The sequence below is a fragment of the Streptomyces galbus genome (assembly GCF_005280195.1).
Classification (GTDB): Bacteria; Actinomycetota; Actinomycetes; order Streptomycetales; family Streptomycetaceae; genus Streptomyces; species Streptomyces galbus.
On the sequence record NZ_SZPR01000004.1, the window covers coordinates 12,518 to 28,306 of the forward strand.

Here is a 15,789-nt window from a genome sequence, read left to right on the forward strand (position 1 = left end):
CCCGTGTGTTCGTCCCTACCGGGTGGGAGAATGACACCGGGCAGGGCTGATCACGGTACGGGAGAGGGATGTGACGGCGACACCTTCACAGCAGGCCGCGTCGCCGGGGGCGTCCCGCGCCCGCCGTGGCGTGGGCGACACCCTCGCCCTCGCCGTCGCCCTCCCCGTGCTGGCCGCGCTCGCGCTGCCCGCCGCGTTCGCCGGCGGCGGCACCCGGCGCTGGTTCGGCGGCCGGGCCGAGAGCCAGCGGGCCGAGGCGCAGGCCGCGAAGGACGCCGCGGCCACCGCGTTCTACGAGCTGGACACCGCCCAGCGCGACCTGCGCATCTCCATCGAGACGATCAGGGCCGTGGACGACTCGCCGGCGGCCCGGCGCGCGGTGGCCGACTTCGAAGCGCTCGGCCGGCGGATCGACGAGGCCAGCGGGCGGTACATCGCCGCCGTCGACGCCCACGACCTCGACCGGGACGACCTGGAGGCCGGGGCGGCCGCGCAGGCCCGCACCGAGCTGACCCGCGCCAAGGACGAACTCCAGCGCGTCCGGGGCGAACTGGACCGGTACACGGAGGGGCTCGCGCCGCTGCTCGGCAAGGCCGAGACCCAGCTCGCCCGGCTGGCGCCCGCCGTGGAGCGGGCCCGGCAGGCGCTGCGGGCCGCCTCCGACGCGCTGGACGCCGTACGGGCCGCGGGGCTGCGGGCCGACGACCTGGCCGCCCGGCTGGCCGCGCTCGCACCGGAGCTGACCCGGCTGAACCAGGGCGCCGGGCAGCACGGCGTGCCGCAGACCCTGGAGCGGGCCGAGCGGGTGGCGCGGGAGGCCGAGGCGGTCCGCGCGGAGGCGGAGCGGCTGCCGGAGCGGGCCGCCGAGATCGACCACCGGCTGGTGTCGCTGCGCACCCGCGCCCAGGCGCTGACGACCCGCGCCGGGCAGGTGGAGCCCGTGCTCAGCGAGTTGCGGCGGCGGTTCACGGTCGCCTGCTGGCAGGACCTGCAGCACGTGCCCGAGCAGGCCGCCCAGAACGTACGGCAGGCCGAGGCGAAGCTGGCCGAGGCGCGCGCCGCCCGGGACGCCCAGCGCTGGCCGGACGCCACTGCGCTGCTGTCGACGGTACGGGCGCTGCTGAACGCCACCGACGAGTCCGTGTCGGCCGCCGGGGACCGGCTGAGCCGGCTCAACGCCGTGCAGAAGGACCCGCGGGCGGAGATCGAGCGGACCCGGTTCGCGATCCGGGACGCCCAGCGCCTGGCGATGACGGGGCGCACGACGCCCGACCCGCGGCACGCGCGCCCGCTGGACGACGGCGTGGCCCGGCTGGAGCGGGCGATCGGCACGCTGGAGGGCCGCCACCCCGACTACTGGCACTTCCTGACCGAGACGGAGGCCGTCCGGGAGACGGTGGCGCGGGTCGTGGCGCTCATCCGGGAGGAGCGGGGCACCGCGCACTGACCGGTCCCGGGGGTGCGGCACGTGCCGAACGTGCGGCATCTGCGGCTTCTGCGGCGTTTGCCGGGGGCCGCGCGGGGGCGGATGCTGAAGGGGAGGCAGGGCCCGTCGCCGGTGCGCGGCGGGCGCTCGGCTCCCCTGAACGCAAGGAGGCGGAGATGGCCACCCACGCAGTGCGGTCCGGGCCGCGGCAACGCATCCGGTTCAACGACCACCTCCCGGTCGACCACCGGCTGAACCGGGTCTACCGGATCGGCGCCGGACTGATGGGCCTGTTCCTCGTGGCCTTCGGCATCCTCGGCATCCTCGACAAGATCGGCACCTTCGACACCGGCGGCGACCAGGTGCTGGGCCTGAACACCAACGGCGCGCTGAGCTGGCTGTCGGTCGCCGTCGGGCTGCTGCTCTTCGTCGGCATGGTGATCGGCGGGAACTTCGCATCCACGCTGAACATGACGCTCGGCGTGCTGTTCATCCTGAACGGCTTCCTGAACCTCAGCCTGCTGGACACCGACTACAACTTCCTGGCCTTCCAGATCCAGAACTGCCTGTTCAGCTTCGTGGTGGGGCTGCTGCTGATGACGTTCGGGATGTACGGCAGGGTCGGTTCGTCCCTGCCGCACGACAACCCGTACTTCCGGGCCCGCCACCCCGAGCTCGCGACCGACGAGGACCCCGGACGGGAGCGGCGGGAGGAGTACCCGAACCTGAACAGGCCCGAACAGGCCCCCTGATCAGGTGCGGTAGGCGTAGTAGTACGCGGTCGGGTACGACGCGATGAGGCTCGCCACCGACCGGCGGAAGGTGTTGTTCGAGTGGTAGGTCACGTACGGCACGCCGCCGCTCTTGGCCGTGACGATCATCGTGTGGTCCTTGGACCCGTCGCGGTCGAAGTCCATCTGCAGGACGTCGCCGACCTCGAGCTGGTAGACGTTCGCCAGCGGCTTGGTCCGCTTGGAGTTCTGGGCGAACCAGGACCACTCGTTGACGCCGACGAAGGAGTCGGACTGGATGTCGGCCGTGCCGAACCACTTGGTGTAGTCGTACACGTAGCCCGGCACGTGCTTCCAGCCGCCCGCCTTCAGGGACTGGCTGACGAAGTTGGTGCAGTCGCCGCCGGCGCCGTGGCCGTTGAAGTCCGGGTAGTCCTTGTTGTAGACGTTCCAGTACTTCTCGGCGTAGGCCGCCATCGCCTTGTAGTCGTAGGTGGTGCCGGTCTTCGGCACCGCGACCGGGTTGCGGGTGGTCGCCGCGCGCGGGGCGTTCGGCATCGTGTCGCCGTCGTCCGCGGTGGTGGGCGCCTTCACGGCCGGCTTGGACAGCGTGTTGACCGCCAGGCCCGAGTCGGTGTCCTTGACGTCGGTGAGCTGCCAGTTCCCGTGCCGGTCGGCCTTGAAGGTCAGCTCGTGACCGGCCTGGAACCCGGTGGTCCGGGGCTCGTTGCCGCGGGCCTGGGCGTACGTCAGCGTCGTGGTCTCGGTGACGGCGACGGTGGCCCTGCGGCCCTCCACGCGCGTGGCGTTCAGGGTGACGGCGGTGTTCGCCTTGCTGTACTCCTCGCCGAGCGAGGCCAGCTTGTCCTTGCGTCCCTCGAGCGTGTCCCGGGCGCTGTCCTCGGTGCGGGACAGGCCGGACGACAGCTTCACATGACCGGAGAAGCCGGCGGTCAGCGGCTTGTCGCGCTTGCTCTGCGCGCCGTCGACCAGGGCGTCCGTGCGGTCGGTGAAGAACGCGTCGGCCAGCTTCTGGAAGGTGGCCTTGGTCTTCGCGTCCACCGTGGGGTCGTCGACGACCGCGGCGCCCGCGCTCCAGTTGGGCAGCAGCGCCACACCCGCGACGACCGAGGCAGCGGCTGCCGTCAGTATGGTCGCGCGGCGCCGCGTACGGCTCAATTTCCTTGACTTCACTAGAGATTCCCCTCTTACCCCGGCGGAGGGATGCCGGGACCGGAATCCTCGCATGCCCTGTGCGGCCTTTGTGAAGGGGGATGCCGAAGTGGAACCGAGCCCGTTATGGGACCGTCACTGCACCACGCTCGACCAGTCGGGCGACTGGGCCGGGTCGAGGGTGCGCAGCCGCTCCAGGGTGGCCGGCTTCTGCACGTCCATCCAGTCGGCGAGTTCCTTGAAGGACACGCACTTGACGTCCTTCTTGGTGCACACGTTCTTGATGACGTCGTCGACGGCCTTCATGTAGATGCCGCCGTTCCACTCCTCGAAGTGGTTGCCGATGAACAGCGGGGCGCGGCTGCCGTAGTAGACGCGGTTGAAGCCGGCCATGTAGGAGTCGGTGGTCATCTGCTGCCACTGGGCGTACTTGGCCGGGTCGCCGTCGGTCTCGCCCTCGGACTGGTTGTAGAGGAAGTTGAAGTCCATCGACAGGGCCTGGATCTTGCCGTTGTCGTACGGCAGGAGCTGCAGCGGGAAGTCCCACAGGCCGTTCTTCTTGGCCGGCCAGATCTGGAAGTCGCCGGTGGAGGAGGCGTCGTAGCGCCAGCCGTAGCCCTTGGCCGCCTTCAGCAGGTTGGGCTGGCCCTCCAGGCAGGGCGCGCGGCCGCCGGTGACCTCCTTCTTGAAGTCGAAGGGCAGCGGGCCGATGTCGGTGTAGCCGGTGTTGGTCTTCCAGTGCTCCACGAAGTCGTAGAACTGGTCGATCTCGCTCTTCCACTCCTCGACGCTCCAGTCGCCGCCGCCCTTGGCGCCGCAGAAGTGGCCGTTGAAGTGGGTGCCGATCTCGTTGCCCTCCTTCCACGCCTCGCCGAGCTGCTCCAGGGTGGTGCGGATGTGCTCGTCGGTGGGGAAGCTGATCGCCGACGAGCCCTTGGGGTGCTGCGGCGGGGAGTACAGGTCCTTCTTGCTCTTGGGCAGCAGGTAGATGCCCGTGAGGAAGAAGGTCATGTGGGCGTCGTACTCCTCGGCCATCTTCCGGTAGTGGGAGAAGAGCTGGTCGTCGCCCTGCAGGGCGCCGTCCCAGGAGAAGACGACGAACTGGGGCGGCTTCTCGCCCGGCTTGAGCGGCACGGGCTTCAACTGTCCCGTCTGGGGGCCGGTGTACGAGGTGGAGCCGTCACCGAGCACGTGCGTGCGGCCGTCCCACTCGGGCTCCTTGGTCTGCTTCGCGGACGCCTTGTCGTCCTTGGCCGACGCCGTGGGGGCGGTGTTGTCGGAGCGGGTGAGCACCAGGTAGCCGGTGAGCAGGGAGGCCACCACGAGGAAGGCGGCCAGCGACACGAAGCCCGGGCGGGTCGCGGGATGGCGCGCTGCGCGGGCCTTGCGGCGGCGGCCCGACGGGTGTTTCATGTGCGGCTCATTCTCTTGGGGACAGGGGCGGGAGCGGTGCCGTCGGGGTCAGCCGAGCGGACTCATGGCACCTGACCAGATGCCGTAGGGGACGTCACCGGACTTTCCGGCCACGCCCTTCAGCGGCAGGGGTTCGAGGCTCTTGGCGAGGTCGATGCGGTAGACGACGACCGCCGTGGAGACGGCCTTGGCCGTGCCGACGTACCAGGCCGCGGTGTCGTCCGCGGTGGTGCCGGCCTTGCCCGCGACCTGGGCCGTGGCGGAGGCGGCGCCGGGGTGGGCCGTGCGGAAGGCGTCCCGCAGCGCGGAGGAGACCTCCTGGGCCGTTCCGGCGCCGATCGCGCGCCGGGCGGTGGGGAGTTCCAGGGGCACCTTGGTGCCGTTGTGGGTGATCTTGCGGACCGAGTACGGCTCGGTGTGCTTGCCGTCGGCGGCGAACGTGGCGTAGCCGCTGGCCATGCGGATGGCGCTGGGCGTGGAACTGCCCAGGGACAGCGCGGGCACCTGCGCGCCGAGGCTGGAGGACAGCAGCCCGGCGGCCTGGGCGGTGGCCCGCACGTTGGCCAGCCCGGTGTCCATGCCGAGCTGCATGAACGGCGTGTTCACCGACTTGGCGAGCGCCTGGTGCAGGGAGATCTGCCCGTAGGAGGTGCCGCCGTCGTTGTGGGCGGCCACCTTGCGGCCGCTGCGGTCCCAGTACGGGCCCTCGGGCGTGGTCACCGGCACGCCGTCGTCGCCGTCGTACAGCGACTCGCCGGTCACCGGGGTCGCCGGTCCCTCACGGGTCTTGTGCACGCCGTGCTCGAGCCCGGCCGCGTACACGAACGGCAGGAACGCCGAACCCGCGGGGACGGTGGTGGCGTTGGACTCGTTGTAGCCCTGCTTGCGGTGGTCGGGGCCGCCGTAGACGGCGAGGATCCGGCCGTCGGTGGCGACGGACGCGGCGCCGTAGTGGGCGTCGGCGGCGGTCTTCGGGTCGTCGCGCTGCGCCTTCTTGCGGGCCTGGGTGACGGCGTCGGTGAGCTGCGCCTCACGGTTGCGGTCGAAGGTCGTGTAGATCTGGTAGCCGCCGAGGTCGAAGTCCTTGTCGGAGATGTGCCCGGTCTTCTTGGCGTACTGGGTGGCGAGTTCGACCAGGTAGTCGCTCTGCTGGCCGGTGTCGTACAGCGGGTTCTGCTTCAGCGGCTCGGGGAACGTCCTGTACTTCGCCCGCTCGGCCGGGGACAGCTTGCCGATCTTGACCATGCGGTCGAGGATCCAGGACCAGCGCTCCACGGCCCGGTCGTGGTTGGCCTTGCCCAGGGTCGGGTCGAACAGGCCGGCGCCCTTGAGCAGGGAGGCGAGCATGGCGGCCTCGGAGACGTTCAGCTTGCTGACGTCCTTGCCGTAGTACGCCTGGGAGGCGCGCTGGATGCCGTAGGTGCCGCGGCCGAACCAGCTCGTGTTGAGGTAGCCCTCGAGGATCTTGTCCTTGCTCATCTTGTTGTCGAGTTTGAGCGAGATCATCGCCTCGGTGAACTTGCGGCTGACCGTCTGGTCCTGGTTCAGGTAGACGTTCTTGACGTACTGCTGGGTGATGGTCGAGCCGCCCTGGGTGTCGCCCTGGCCGACGGTGCGGAACAGGGCGCGGGTCAGGCCCTTGAAGGAGATGCCGGGGTCGGAGTAGAAGCTCTCGTTCTCGGCGGCGAGGACGGCCCAGCGCACCCCCTCGGGGATGTCCTTCAGCGGCATGGCCTGGCGCTGCACCCAGCCGGTGCGGGCCATGGGCGTGCCGTCGGCCCAGAAGAACACGTTGTCCTGCTGGGTGGCGTAGGAGTTGAGGTTGTCGGGGATGTCGGTGGCCGCGTAGGCGACGACGAGGAAGAAGGTGCTCAGGCCCAGGGAGCCGAGGATCCCGCCGAGCCACTGCCGCCAGGAGGGTATCCAGCGGCGCCAGTCGTCCCGGCCGGGACGGGGGTACTGGGGGCGCAGGCGGCGCAGGTGGGGAGCGAGGAAGGCGACGGCCGGGGCGAGGGCGGCGGAGGCCCGGGCGAGGTGGGGACCGAGGGCGGCGGTGAGGCGTTCGCGGGGGGAGGGCTGGGCGGCCTTGCGGCGGCCGCGCACGGAGCGGGCCGCGTCGGATATCTCGGACTTGTCGGGCTTGTCCGGAGTTCCGGATATGTCCGGCAGGGGGACGCGCAGTTGCATGGTCTCGTCCGGTCGCGGCAGCGACGGGACCTTCAACTGCATGGTGGCGTCCGGTTCCAGGGGAACCTCGTCGTCGCCGCCCCCGTCGTTCTTCCCTCGCCCTGCCTGGGTCACGACTGCGCGCCTCCCTCCGCACTCGTTGTTGCTCGCGCAGGCAGACGTACAGACGTACAAGGGTTTGATGTCAGTTGCCGCAGCGCGGCCGCAAACCCTGAATCCCCTCGACCTCGTGGTCCTCGCGGCTCAATCAAATTACCAGCGCCCTTCGCAAACTCTCCACACAGGAACAGGGCAGAACGCGTCACACCCGCGGTGACGGGCGCCCCACCCGTCTCCCAGTGGCTAGCCTGGGGGCATGCCTCGCTACGAGTACCGCTGCCGTACCTGCGGCGACACGTTCGAACTGTCCCGTCCCATGGCGGAGTCCTCCGCCCCGGCCAACTGCCCGGCCGGCCACGACGACACCGTCAAGCTCCTCTCGACGGTCGCCGTCGGCGGCACGGCGTCCACCCCCCGCCCGAGCGGGGGCGGCGGCGGAGGCGGCTGCTGCGGGGGCGGCTGCTGCGGCTGACGGGGGCAGGGGCCGCAGGCCCCGTGCCCCCCAGGGGCGCGGGGAACTGCGCGACCGGCCACGACGCACGGACAGCCGCCGGACGACCTGACACCCCACCCCGGACCGCGCCCCGTCGCCGTCAGGCAGACGGCCCCCCGCGCACGCTCCGCAGGAACTCCCGGAGGATCCGCTCCCCCGCCGCCACCCCCCGCTCCGGCAGCGCCGTCACCCCCGGCGCCGTCCACTCCGTCTCGGCGAGCTCCCCGTGGCCGGGGCGCCAGCCCCGGTCCACCGCCAGCAGCAGGTCCGCGTCCAGCAGCGAGTCACCCGCGCCCAGCGTCAGCTCCGCCCCGGTGCGCCGCGCGACCTCCCGCACCGCCGCGCTCTTGGTCAGCGGCTTGGGCACGGCGTACACCTTGCGGCCCTGCAACGACACCGTCCAGCCCCGGTTCTCCGCCCAGGCGCCCAGCTCCTTGACCCACTCCTCGGGCAGCAGCTCCCGCTCCACGACCAGGTAGGCGAACAGGTCCTCGGCGACGCGGTGCTTGCGCACCCACAGCGGATCGGCGGTCGCCTCCAGGTGCGCCCGCACCTCGGCGAGCGGCGCGCACTCGTCCGCCAGCCGCGCGAGCACGCCCGCGTGCCAGTCGGCGTCGGTCACGCCGTCGACCAGCAGGTGCCCGCCGTTCGCGCAGATCGCGTACGCCGGGGCCGGCCCGGGGAGGTTGATGCGCAGGTACTGCTTGCGCGTGCGGGTGGTCGTCGGCACGAACACCGCCGCGTCCCCGAGGTCGGTCAGCAGCTGCGCGGCCGTCTCCGTCAGGTAGGACAGCGGACGGCTCTCGTGCACCTCGACGCACAGCAGCCGCGGTGCCCGGGCGTCCGGCATGGTCAGCGCCAGGGCCGCCGCGGAGTAGATGAGCGTACGGTCCAGGTCGCTCGCCACCAGCACCGGCATCAGAGGGCCACCGCCTTGCCGTCGGCGCCGGTCGCCCCGCGCGTGAACCGGGGGTGGATCAGCCCCACACAGGTGTACGGCAGCCCCTCGACCTCCTCGACGGGCACCCCGCGCTGCTCGGCCAGGAGCCGCACGTGCTCCAGGTCGGCGCCCGCCCCGGCCCGGGCCAGGATCTTCCAGGGCACCCGGCGCAGCAGCACCCGAGTGGTCTCGCCGACGCCGGGCTTGACCAGGTTCACGTCGTGGATGCCGTACTCCTCGCTGATCCGCTCGACGGCGGCCCAGCCCTCCCAGGTGGGCGTGCGGTCGCTCGCCAGCAGTTCCTTGACGGCGCCGTCCACCGCGTCGGCGACCTCGTCGAAGCGCGCGGAGACCGCGTCGAGGAAGAGCCCGGAGACGTCGGCGCCGGCCAGCTCCCGGTAGTACTTCGCACCGTGGAAGTCGTCGGGGCCGACCAGGTCGGCGCGCAGCACGGTCCGCGAGATCAGCCCGGACACCGTGGAGTTGAGGCAGGCGGAGGGGATCAGGAAGTCCTCGCGGGTGCCGTAGGTGCGCACGCACGAGCCGGGGTCGGCGAGCACCGCGATCTCCGGGTCGAACCCGCTCGCGCCGCCCGCCGCCTCGAACTCCTGGATCGCGGCGGCCAGTTCGCGGGTGATGGCGCCCTTGCCGGTCCAGCCGTCGACGAACACCACGTCGGCCGGGTCGTGGTGGGCGGCGAGCCAGCGCAGCGCGGTGGCGTCGATGCCGCGTCCGCGCACGATGGACACCGCGTAGTGCGGCACGTCCAGGCCGTGCCGGTACCGGGCCCAGCGGCGCATCAGCACGCCCACCGGGGTGCCGGCGCGGGCCAGGGACACGAGGACCGGGCGCGGCGACCGCTCGGCGATCACCGTCTCGGTGACGACGCCGACGGCGTGCGCGAGGCGGGCCGCGGAGGTCTCCAGGGCGGCGTGGAAGAGCTGCTGGTACTGCTCGGTGGGCTGGTACTCCACCGGCAGGGACTCCGCGTAGTGGGCGCCGCCGCTCTGGATGGCCTCCTCGCGCTCCTCGGTCGGCGCCTCCAGCGTCACGTCCGAGAGGTCCTGCAGCAGCCAGCCGACCTCCTCGGGCGCGTACGAGGAGAAGGCGGGACCGCGGAGGGGTTCGGGCAGCACGGCTGTCCTTTCGGGGAGGTACGGCGGCGCGGGGACGTACGACGGCACGACGGCCCGCAGCACGTGCGGCACGTGCGCGGCGAGGCGGGCGAGCAGTCCGTCGGGGGCGTGCAGGGCGGGGGTGTCGCCGGCCGAGTCGACGACGGCGACCACGGCGTCGAAGCCGCCGCCGGCGACGTTGTAGGCGTAGCGCTCGCCGGGCCCGTCGGCCGGGTCGTCGTGGGCGGGGAAGACCAGCCGGGTGCGGATGGCGTAGCCGGGGTCGTCGACGGCGAGGACGGGCGAGCGGGTCGTGGTGGAGTAGCGGACCTCGGCCGTCACGAGCTGCTCCAGCTCGCGGGCGAGCCGCAGCGGGGCGTACATCAGCTCCTCCGAGCCGAGGACGAGGACGCGCCGGGCGTCGCCGGGTATCGCCTCGGCGAGCTGGGCGGCGAGGGCGGGCAGGGCGCGCTCCAGCCGGGCGCGGTGGTGCGGGGTGAAGCCGTGCCGGCCTCCGTCGGGCAGCCCGCGCGGCCAGCGCAGGTCGACGGCGGTGACACGGGGGCGGCCCGCCTCCGGGCCCGCTGCGGCCGGGGGCTGCGGGGCCGCGGCCGTCTCGTGGCACGCCACGAGGTCCTGCCCCTTCTCCAGCACCCCTTCCGGCAGGCGCACCGTCCCCGAGGCCGCCGCCACGAGGTCCACCCGGGCGCCGATCTCCCGGGCGAGGTCCGCGAGCCGGCCGGCGTCGGCGGGCGAGCGCACGTCGACCAGGGCGACCACCACGTACCGGCGCCGCGGGTACCGGCCGTGCAGTTCGCGGACCGTGTTCAGCACCGTGTTGCCGGTGGAGAACTCGTCGTCGACCAGGACCAGGGGTCCGTCGCCGGCCAGCAGGGCCGGGTCCTCGGGGAGCAGCAGGTGGGACGTGGCGTGCGAGTGGGACTCCTCGAAGCCGCCCGCCCGCGCCACGCCCGGGACCGGACGGCGGGTGGAGTGCAGGTAGGGGGCGCTGCCGAGACCGTCGGCGACGCAGTGGCCGAGCCCGGTCGCGGTCTCCGCGTACCCCAGCACGACGGCGCGGGCCGCCTCCCGCGCGCCGAGCAGCTCGCGCACCCGGCGGCCCAGGGCGAACCCGGAGCCGTAGACCACGGACGGCGACTGCGGGACGTGCTTGCCGAGCACGTTCGACACCAGCAGGTGCGCCCGCTTGGGGTTGCGCCGCAGGGCGAGCCCCAGCAGCTCCGTCAGGCCGGGGTCGCCGACGAGCTCGACCCCGAGCCGCTCGGCGACCCAGGTGCCGGACCAGACCGCGTTGTTCACTGCGTTGTTCATGCGTCCCTAGGGGGTGAGGTGGGGGTTCAGCCGGGTATGCCGGCGGCGAGCAGGTCGACGAAGCTGACGTCCTCGTGCGCGACGCCGAAGACCTCCGCGCGCAGCATGGTCCGCTCCGCCCAGGCGCGGTGCGGCTTCACCTCGTTCATCTTGTTGGTGTACTGCGACCTGAGCACTCCCCCGCCGCCGCGCTCGGGGCGCAGGATGTCGGCCGCGTCGCTGTACTCCTCGTGGCTGACGACGGACAGCGCGTGCACGGCCGGCACGTGGGACGGGTGGATGCACGTCTTGCCCAGCAGTCCGTTGGCGTGGTCGAGCGTGATCTCGCGCAGCAGCCCGTCCATCGCGTGCTCGATCAGTCTCTCGCGCAGCTCCACCGCCTGCCCCTCGAGGAAGGGGCTGTGCCGCAGCATCGGCTTGAACATGCGTTCGGGCACCCGGAAGTACTCCCAGACCGGCCCGGTGACGGTGAACCCGGTGCCGTCGGCCCGCCCCAGCATGTTGACCACGTCGGCGATCACGGAGGCGACGATCTGGACGTCGTAGGCCGTCATGTCGGGCGCCCGGCGCAGGCCGTAGGAGGAGCAGAAGTCGGTGACGCCCAGGCGCAGCGCCAGGACCCGGTCCCGGTACTTGTCCACGGCCCGGAAGATGCCCTCCAGGGTCTCCACGCGCGACTCGCGGTACAGCAGCTCGGGCGACTCCAGCACCGGCATGGCGAACAGCCGGCGTCCGCAGGCGGCCTCGGCGACCGCCAGGGCCTCCAGGAAGGGGATGCCCCGCTCGCCGGTGAACTTGGGGATCACGAACCCGGACAGCAGCCGCGCGGCCGGGCCGAGCCGCCCGACCAGGTCGGGGATCTGCTCGGGGGTACGCACCCGGATGAACAGCAGCGGCAGCTCGACGGCCCCGTCGCCCTCGCCCGCGAACCGGCCGGCGAGGTCGGCGAACTGCCGGACGAGGTTCTCCTCGCCGGCCGGGACGTCCTCGTCGCCGATGGAGTCCTCCAGGCACAGCACCATCGACACCACGCCCTGGGCGCTCTGCTTGACGATGTCGTCGGCGAGCCGGGGCCGGGTGGCGGGGCTGTAGAGGGTGGCGCCCAGGGCCGCGGAGAGCAGCCGGGCCGGCGAGTCCGCGGTGAACGTGCACGGCTCGTGGTGGAAGAGGCGTTGCCGCACCTCAGGGGCGACGTGCCCGAAATGACGCATGGAGCTCCCCGTGGCGCAAGGTAAGCCTGTGGATGTGGTGGACGGGTGGCCGGTAATAGTACGTACCGCGTTGTGTCCGGGGTTCCCGCAGGGCGTGAATTCCCGGTGACGGGACGTCTGCCCCCGGGGAAATCCCCCGCACCCCGCGTTGTCGTGGCCAGGACCGAGAGGGCAGGATGACCGGTATGACGCACGCGATGCTCAAGGGGTCGAACGTCCCGCTCGAAGCCACCACCGTACGGGCGGTGCTGCGCTGGACACCCGGACAGGGCGTCCCGGACGTCGACGCCTCCGCGCTGCTCCTCGGCCCCGACGGCCGTGTGCGGTCCGACGAGGACTTCGTCTTCTACAACCAGCCCCGGCACCCGTCCGGGAAGGTCTGGCGCCTGGGCAAGAAGCGGGTCGCCGAGGGCCTCACCGACACGATCCAGACAGACCTGGCCGGTGTCGAGCCCGCCGTCGGCCAGATTCTCCTCGTCGCCTCGGCGGACGGCGTCACCTTCGACCGCGTACGCGACCTGCGCATCCTGCTGTACGACGCGTCGGCCACGGACGGCGAGCCGCTGGCCCGCTTCGACATCCGCCCGGAGACCGGCGAGGAGACGGCCCTGATCTGCGGGGAGCTGTACCGCCGGGGTGAGGGGTGGAAGTTCCGCGCGCTCGGCGAGGGCTACAGCAACGGCCTGAAGGGCCTGGCCACCGACTTCGGCATCTCGGTGGACGAGTCGGAGGAGGCGGACCGGGCGGCGGACCCGGTGGCGCCGGTGTCCCAGCCGCTGCCCCCGGAGCAGCCCACCCAGCCGGTCCCCGCCCCGCCGCAGCCGCCGTCCCAGCCGGCGTACGGCTACCCGTCGTCGCTGCCAACCCACGGTTACGCCTACCCGGACCACTTCGCGCTGCCGCCGATGGGGCCGCAGTTCGTGGGGCGGTGACGGGACACCGGCCAGAGGGTACGGACGGGGGCTACTTCTCGACCTTCGACTTGTAGCCCCGGCCCCACTGCAGGCCCCAGCCGTACAGCCGGTCCAGTTCCGCCTGGAAGCCGTAGACGAAGCGCACCTCGCGGCGGACGACGAGTTCGTCCTTGACGTTCTCGATCATCACCACGGCGCAGGAGCGGGCCTGCGGGTGCCGTTCGTCCAGCCCGATCTCGATGCGCGGCCCGTTGCTGGGGTACAACGTCACCACGGCGTGCGTGCGGTCGAACGCCGGCGTCTGGTCGTAGATGTACACGAAGACCAGCAGCCGCTTGATGTCCTCGCGGTGGTCGAGGTTGACGTACATCGTCTCGCCGGACGCCGAACCGAACCGGTCGTCGCCGCTGAGCTTCACGTACGGCGGGGCGTTGACGTCGCCGAGGAAGCCGCCGAGCGGCTGGACGACGCCCTTGGTGCCGTCGGCCAGTTCGTACAGGCAGCCCAGGTCCAGGTCGACGTTGACCATGCTCTGGCTGTGGCCCACCACCTCCGGGGGCCGGAGCGCCTTGAACGGGTGGCGCAGCAGGCTCTCGCGCTGCGGCCCGCCGAAGTCCGAGGTGCGCATCCGCCAGGTGAGGTTGACCCGCAGGTTGCCGGTGGCGGCCCCCTGCCGGGTCAGGGACACCTGGTGGTGCCGCTTGGTCAGCTCGATCGCGTTGCTCGCCGCGCTGCCCGAGTCGAAGTCGGCCGCCCGCCCGCTCCAGAACCCGTCGAACAACCCCATTCCCGCCCCCACAGTCATGACGAAGAAACCGGCGGGGCGGCCGGGAGGACTCCTCCTCGACGGCCGCCCCGCTCAGAGCGTTCCTCACCCGGAAGCTGATCACACCCGGGCGTGCTCGCGGTCTCACACCCCGGACGAGACCTCTGCCTTGTCGTCCGAGCCCTCAGCTTTTCCCTCGGCCGCCGCGATGGCCTTGTTGCGGCGTACGGAGGACCAGAAGGACCAGGCGATGAGGACGACGCCGACCAGGCCGGTGATGACCTCGTTGATCTGGTACTGGATGGTGATCATCAGGATCACGGCCAGGGCACCGATCGCGTAGTGGGCGCCGTGCTCCAGGTAGACGTAGTCGTCGAGGGTGCCCTGGCGGACCAGGTACACCGTCAGCGACCGCACGTACATCGCGCCGATGCCGAGGCCCAGCGCCATGAGCACGATGTCGTTGGTGATGGCGAAGGCGCCGATCACGCCGTCGAACGAGAAGGACGCGTCCAGCACTTCCAGGTAGAGGAACATGAAGAACGCGGCCTTGCCGGCGAGGGTGACGGCCGACCCCTGCTTGCCGCTGCGCCGGGCCTCTTCCTCGGCCTCGTGCTCGCGTTCCTCCTCGTCCTCCAGCCGGTCCTCGAAGTAGCCGGACAGACCGCCGACCACCATGTACGTGATCAGGCCGGCGATGCCGGAGATCAGCACGGTCTGCGCCTTGTCGACGTGCGCGCCGCCGTGCTGGTGGGCGTGGGTGGCGAAGGTGAAGGCGGTGATGAGAAGCACGATCAGGGCGATGCAGACCGACAGCATGTCGACCTTGCCGAGCTTGGCCAGCGGCCGCTCGATCCAGCGCAGCCACTGGATGTCGCGGTCCTCGAAGATGAAGTCGAGGAAGATCATCAGCAGGAACATGCCACCGAACGCGGCGATCGCCGGGTGCGCGTCGGTGACGAGCTGCTGGTAGCGGTCCTTGTTGTTCAGTGCGAGGTCGACGGCTTCGATCGGCCCCATCTTGGCGCTGATCGCCACGATGACGACGGGGAAGACCAGCCGCATGCCGAAGACCGCGATGAGCACGCCCACCGTGAGGAAGATCTTCTGCCAGAAGGGGCTCATCTTCTTCAGGATCCCGGCGTTGACCACCGCGTTGTCGAACGACAGCGAGATCTCCAGGATGCAGAGGATGGCCACGATGCCGAAGGCCTCCCACCCCCCGTAGAAGACCGCCGCGACCAGGCCGAGCGCGGTGACCGCGAACGACCAGCCGAAGGTTTTCAGAAGCACTGGCTACCCAATCCGTACGTGTACGGGATTCCCCCGTGCCGCACTCGGCTTTACGAAACGTTGACCCCGAAGTCTAGAGCGATACCCCGAAGGCCTGACGCGTACCCCTGGCCCACGGCTCGGAACTTCCATTCGCCCTGGTAGCGATAGAGCTCGCCGAAGATCATGGCGGTCTCGGTGGACGCGTCCTCGCTCAGGTCGTAGCGCGCGAGCTCCTGGCCGTCGGCCTGGTTGACCACCCGGATGAAGGCGTTGGAGACCTGTCCGAAGGTCTGGCCGCGCTCGTCGGCCATGTGGATGGAGACCGGGAAGACGATCTTGTCGCAGTGGGCCGGCACCCGGGACAGGTCGACCAGGATCGACTCGTCGTCGCCCTCGCCCTCACCGGTGAGGTTGTCACCGGTGTGCTCCACCGAGCCGTCCGGGCTGGTGAGCTGGTTGTAGAACACGAACCACTCGTCGCCGAGCACCCGCCCGCCGTTGCACAGCAGCGCGCTGGCGTCGAGGTCGAACGGGGCCCCGGTGGTGGAGCGCGCGTCCCAGCCGAGCCCGATCATCACCTGTGTGAGGTTCGGCGCGGCCTTGGACAGGGAGACGTTGCCCCCCTTGGCGAGCGTGACGCCCATGATGCTGGTCCTCCCCTGGATGTGCTTCTTCGGTTGTGGTGCACGTCCGGCGCCGACCGTGTGCACGGTA

Annotated in this window: 13 protein-coding genes; 4 read left to right on the forward strand and 9 right to left on the reverse strand. The window is 71.3% G+C overall.

The genetic code is table 11. The features are described 5' to 3' along the window. Nucleotides 1-70 precede the first annotated feature (70 nt). A complete protein-coding gene (locus E4U92_RS02790) occupies nucleotides 71-1,447 on the forward strand; it encodes a hypothetical protein (RefSeq protein ID WP_137298631.1) in 1,377 nt (458 codons plus the stop codon). 155 nt (nucleotides 1,448-1,602) lie between these two features. Next, nucleotides 1,603-2,178 (forward strand): DUF4383 domain-containing protein, encoded by a 576-nt coding sequence (locus E4U92_RS02795; RefSeq protein WP_137298632.1) that lies wholly within the window; start codon nucleotides 1,603-1,605, stop codon nucleotides 2,176-2,178. On the opposite strand, the gene E4U92_RS02800 is transcribed toward E4U92_RS02795, so the two are convergent. From E4U92_RS02800 to E4U92_RS02810, 3 genes are all read right to left on the reverse strand, one after another. Continuing rightward, nucleotides 2,179-3,351 carry an amidase domain-containing protein gene (locus E4U92_RS02800; protein ID WP_168725020.1) on the reverse strand — a complete coding sequence of 391 codons (1,173 nt, stop codon included), beginning with the start codon at nucleotides 3,349-3,351 and terminating at the stop codon, nucleotides 2,179-2,181. A 114-nt stretch (nucleotides 3,352-3,465) separates the two neighbouring features. Further along, nucleotides 3,466-4,743: a polysaccharide deacetylase family protein gene (locus E4U92_RS02805; protein ID WP_137298634.1), complete on the reverse strand. Its 1,278-nt coding sequence runs from the start codon at nucleotides 4,741-4,743 to the stop codon at nucleotides 3,466-3,468. A gap of 48 nt (nucleotides 4,744-4,791) precedes the next feature. Further along, nucleotides 4,792-6,972 (reverse strand): transglycosylase domain-containing protein, encoded by a 2,181-nt coding sequence (locus E4U92_RS02810; RefSeq protein ID WP_174863678.1) that lies wholly within the window; start codon nucleotides 6,970-6,972, stop codon nucleotides 4,792-4,794. Nucleotides 6,973-7,285: 313 nt separating this feature from the next. Here E4U92_RS02810 and E4U92_RS02815 point away from each other — a divergent pair, with 313 nt between their 5' ends. Continuing rightward, nucleotides 7,286-7,501, forward strand: a complete 216-nt coding sequence (locus E4U92_RS02815) for an FmdB family zinc ribbon protein (RefSeq protein WP_137298635.1) — start codon at nucleotides 7,286-7,288, stop codon at nucleotides 7,499-7,501. A 121-nt stretch (nucleotides 7,502-7,622) separates the two neighbouring features. Here the strand turns inward: E4U92_RS02815 and E4U92_RS02820 are convergent, their stop codons facing one another. Genes E4U92_RS02820 through E4U92_RS02830 form a run of 3 tightly spaced genes read right to left on the reverse strand, consistent with a single transcriptional unit; the run spans nucleotide 7,623 to nucleotide 12,120 of the window. Then, nucleotides 7,623-8,441, reverse strand: a complete 819-nt coding sequence (locus E4U92_RS02820) for an HAD family hydrolase (RefSeq protein WP_137298636.1) — start codon at nucleotides 8,439-8,441, stop codon at nucleotides 7,623-7,625. After that, nucleotides 8,441-10,909 carry a phosphoribosyltransferase gene (locus E4U92_RS02825; protein ID WP_137298637.1) on the reverse strand — a complete coding sequence of 823 codons (2,469 nt, stop codon included), beginning with the start codon at nucleotides 10,907-10,909 and terminating at the stop codon, nucleotides 8,441-8,443. Before E4U92_RS02825 ends, E4U92_RS02820 begins: the two co-directional genes overlap by 1 nt. Before the next feature lie 26 nt (nucleotides 10,910-10,935). Then, nucleotides 10,936-12,120: an HpcH/HpaI aldolase/citrate lyase family protein gene (locus E4U92_RS02830; RefSeq protein ID WP_137298638.1), complete on the reverse strand. Its 1,185-nt coding sequence runs from the start codon at nucleotides 12,118-12,120 to the stop codon at nucleotides 10,936-10,938. A gap of 185 nt (nucleotides 12,121-12,305) precedes the next feature. Between E4U92_RS02830 and E4U92_RS02835 the strand changes: the two genes are divergently transcribed. Then, complete coding sequence (locus E4U92_RS02835; RefSeq protein WP_137298639.1) at nucleotides 12,306-13,052, forward strand: TerD family protein; 747 nt, start codon at nucleotides 12,306-12,308, stop codon at nucleotides 13,050-13,052. Between the two features lie 31 nt (nucleotides 13,053-13,083). Here E4U92_RS02835 and E4U92_RS02840 read toward each other — a convergent pair whose 3' ends face one another. The 3 genes from E4U92_RS02840 to E4U92_RS02850 form a co-directional block, all read right to left on the reverse strand. Continuing rightward, nucleotides 13,084-13,821, reverse strand: a complete 738-nt coding sequence (locus E4U92_RS02840; RefSeq protein WP_137298640.1) for a TerD family protein — start codon at nucleotides 13,819-13,821, stop codon at nucleotides 13,084-13,086. A gap of 123 nt (nucleotides 13,822-13,944) precedes the next feature. Continuing rightward, nucleotides 13,945-15,093, reverse strand: a complete 1,149-nt coding sequence (locus tag E4U92_RS02845) for a DUF475 domain-containing protein (RefSeq protein WP_137298641.1) — start codon at nucleotides 15,091-15,093, stop codon at nucleotides 13,945-13,947. A gap of 50 nt (nucleotides 15,094-15,143) precedes the next feature. Then, a complete protein-coding gene (locus E4U92_RS02850) occupies nucleotides 15,144-15,719 on the reverse strand; it encodes a TerD family protein (RefSeq protein WP_067231246.1) in 576 nt (191 codons plus the stop codon). Nucleotides 15,720-15,789 lie beyond the last annotated feature (70 nt).

Excerpts from the sequence above, each read along its gene's own strand:
- E4U92_RS02795 (WP_137298632.1), top strand. The coding sequence starts at position 1,603 with ATGGCCACCCACGCAGTGCGGTCCGGGCCGCGGCAACGCATCCGGTTC.
- E4U92_RS02805 (WP_137298634.1), bottom strand. The coding sequence starts at position 4,743 with ATGAAACACCCGTCGGGCCGCCGCCGCAAGGCCCGCGCAGCGCGCCAT.
- E4U92_RS02810 (WP_174863678.1), bottom strand. The coding sequence starts at position 6,972 with ATGCAGTTGAAGGTCCCGTCGCTGCCGCGACCGGACGAGACCATGCAA.
- E4U92_RS02815 (WP_137298635.1), top strand. The coding sequence starts at position 7,286 with ATGCCTCGCTACGAGTACCGCTGCCGTACCTGCGGCGACACGTTCGAA.
- E4U92_RS02820 (WP_137298636.1), bottom strand. The coding sequence starts at position 8,441 with ATGCCGGTGCTGGTGGCGAGCGACCTGGACCGTACGCTCATCTACTCC.
- E4U92_RS02825 (WP_137298637.1), bottom strand. The coding sequence starts at position 10,909 with ATGAACAACGCAGTGAACAACGCGGTCTGGTCCGGCACCTGGGTCGCC.
- E4U92_RS02830 (WP_137298638.1), bottom strand. The coding sequence starts at position 12,120 with ATGCGTCATTTCGGGCACGTCGCCCCTGAGGTGCGGCAACGCCTCTTC.
- E4U92_RS02835 (WP_137298639.1), top strand. The coding sequence starts at position 12,306 with ATGACGCACGCGATGCTCAAGGGGTCGAACGTCCCGCTCGAAGCCACC.
- E4U92_RS02840 (WP_137298640.1), bottom strand. The coding sequence starts at position 13,821 with ATGGGGTTGTTCGACGGGTTCTGGAGCGGGCGGGCGGCCGACTTCGAC.
- E4U92_RS02850 (WP_067231246.1), bottom strand. The coding sequence starts at position 15,719 with ATGGGCGTCACGCTCGCCAAGGGGGGCAACGTCTCCCTGTCCAAGGCC.